This window comes from Streptomyces niveiscabiei, assembly GCF_001419795.1.
Classification (GTDB): domain Bacteria; phylum Actinomycetota; class Actinomycetes; order Streptomycetales; family Streptomycetaceae; genus Streptomyces; species Streptomyces niveiscabiei.
Genome location: NZ_LIRL01001352.1, coordinates 1 through 2,888 on the forward strand (window position 1 = coordinate 1; position 2,888 = coordinate 2,888).

Below are 2,888 nucleotides of genomic sequence, written 5' to 3' on the forward strand. Positions count from 1 at the left end.
CGCCCCGGATGACGTCCAGCACCCCGTCCAGCTCCTCCGGCTTCACCAGCACGTCCCGCGCCTTGGACCCCTCGCTGGGCCCCACGATCCCCCGCGACTCCATGAGGTCCATCAGCCGCCCGGCCTTCGCGAACCCCACCCGCAGCTTGCGCTGGAGCATCGAGGTGGACCCGAACTGCGTGGACACGACCAGCTCGGCGGCCTGGCACAGCAGATCCAGATCGTCGCCGATCTCCTCGTCGATCTCCTTCTTCTGCTTGGTCCCGGTCGTGACGTCGTCCCGGAAGACCGGCGCCATCTGGTCCTTGCAGTGCTGCACGACGGCCGCGACCTCGGCCTCGGTGACGAACGCGCCCTGCATACGGACCGGCTTGTTCGCACCCATCGGCAGGAACAGCCCGTCGCCCTTGCCGATCAGCTTCTCCGCGCCGGGCTGGTCGAGAATGACCCGCGAGTCTGCGAGCGAGGACGTCGCGAACGCGAGCCGGGAGGGCACATTGGCCTTGATCAGACCGGTGACGACGTCGACGGACGGCCGCTGCGTCGCGAGCACCAGGTGGATGCCCGCCGCGCGCGCGAGCTGCGTGATGCGCACGATCGAGTCCTCGACGTCCCGGGGCGCGACCATCATCAGGTCGGCCAGCTCGTCGACGATCACCAGCAGGTACGGGTACGGCTTCAGCTCCCGCTCACTGCCCTCGGGCGTCTTGAGCTTGCCCTCGCGGATCGCCTGGTTGAAGTCGTCGATGTGCCGGTACCCGAACGCCGCGAGGTCGTCGTAGCGCAGGTCCATCTCCCGTACGACCCACTGGAGCGCCTCGGCGGCGCGCTTCGGGTTGGTGATGATCGGCGTGATCAGGTGCGGGATGCCCTCGTACGCGGTCAGCTCGACGCGCTTGGGGTCGACGAGCACCATCCGGACGTCCTCGGGGGTCGCCCGGCACATGATCGACGTGATCAGACAGTTGATGCACGAGGACTTGCCGGACCCGGTGGCACCGGCGACGAGAATGTGCGGCATCTTCGCCATGTTCGCCATGACGTACCCGCCCTCGACGTCCTTGCCGAGCGCCACCAGCATCGGATGGTCGTCCTCGGCGGCGTCCGCGAGCCGCAGCACGTCCCCGACGTTGACCATCTCCCGGTCGGTGTTGGGGATCTCGATCCCGACGGCCGACTTCCCGGGGATCGGGCTGATGATCCGTACGTCGGGACTGGCGACGGCGTACGCGATGTTCTTGGTCAGCGCGGTGATCCGCTCGACCTTGACGGCCGGGCCCAGCTCGACCTCGTAGCGCGTCACCGTCGGCCCGCGCGTGAAGCCGGTGACGGCGGCGTCGACCTTGAACTCGGTGAAGACGTTCGTCAGGGACGCGACGACGGCGTCGTTGGCCTCGCTGCGGGCCTTGCCGGGGCCGCCGCGCTCCAGGAGGTCCAGGGAGGGCAGCGAGTACGTGATGTCCCCGGCGAGCTGGAGCTGTTCCGCGCGCGCGGGCAGGTCGCGCATCTCCTCCGGCGGGGCCTTGGTCAGGTCCGGCACTATCCCCGGCTTGAGCCTCTCCTGCTTGGGCTCCTTGGGCCGCGCCGCCGGCACAGGGGTCGGCCGGGTCGGCTCGCGGTCCCCGACGCTGACGCCCTGCGTGAGGTCGGCGACCAGCGGCGAGGGCGGCATGCCGTGCAGGACGGCGCCGTCGAGGTCCGCCGCCGCTGCCGCCGCGATGTCCACGGCGTCCATCTGCCGGTCCCCGGAGGGCTGGGGCACCCCGGGGCGCCTCGGCCGCGCGCGGCGCCGCGAGAGGGCCGCCTCCTCCGCGTCCTCGGGGTCGTACGCCTCGCCCCCGGCCGTCCGCCGGCGCGGGCGCCCGGGCAGCGCCTCGCGCCACTGCTCGTCGTACCGCTCGTCGTCGTCGGAGAACTCGTCGTCCTCTTCCGGGTCATGCAGCACACCGAGCTTGACGCCGAGCAGCCGCAGCCGCTGCGGGATCGCGTTGACCGGCGTCGCCGTGACGACGAGCAGCCCGAAGACCGTCAGCAGCACCAGGAGGGGTACGGCGAGGACTTCCGTCATCGTGAAGGTCAGCGGCGTCGCCGCCGCCCACCCGACGAGCCCGCCGGCGTCCCTTATGGCCTGCATGCCGTCACTGCGCGCGGGCGACCCGCACGCGATGTGCACCTGCCCGAGCACCCCGATCAGCAGCGCGGACAGACCGATGACGATACGGCCGTTGGCCTCGGGCTTCTCCGGGTGCCGCACGAACCGTACGGCGATCACCGCGAGCAGGATCGGTACAAGGAGGTCGAGCCGACCGAAGGCGCCGGTCACCAGGATCTCGACGAGGTCGCCGACCGGGCCCCTGAGATCGGCCCAGGTCCCCGCCGCGACGATCAGCGCCAGCCCGAACAGCAGCAGCGCGACGCCGTCCTTGCGGTGCGCCGGGTCGAGGTTCTTCGCGCCGTTCCCTATCCCCCGGAACACCGCGCCCACGGCATGCGCCAGCCCCAGCCACAGGGCGCGTACGAGGCGGTAGACACCGCCGGTGGGACTGGGCGCCGGCTTCGGGGGCGCGGCCTTCTTCGCCGCGGCCTTCCTGGCGGGCGCCTTCTTCGCCGGGGCTTTCCTCGCTGCGGCCTTCTTCGCCGGAGCCTTCGCGGGTGCCGCGGCCTTCTTCGCGGGCTGCTTCTTGGCTGCGGAGGGACGTGAGGCCATGGTGGTGAGCGTACCGGCGCGAGCAACACAGGACACGTGTGCCTACAGCTTCACCCGTTCGTGTCGCCCCCAACAAACCCCAAAACTGACGCCCCACCGAAACAATTCCCCCACAAGCCAGTTACCTCCCACAGACCCGCGCCCGCTCTACCCGCCTCACCCAGCTGCGGGCAGTCGTGCC

Annotated in this window: 1 protein-coding gene; it reads right to left on the reverse strand. The window is 70.8% G+C overall.

The window, feature by feature from the left end:
• Window positions 1-2,707, reverse strand: a 2,707-nt coding sequence (locus AOK24_RS43960) for a DNA translocase FtsK (protein ID WP_055725410.1), incomplete at its 3' end; no start/stop codon positions are given.
• Window positions 2,708-2,888 lie beyond the last annotated feature (181 nt).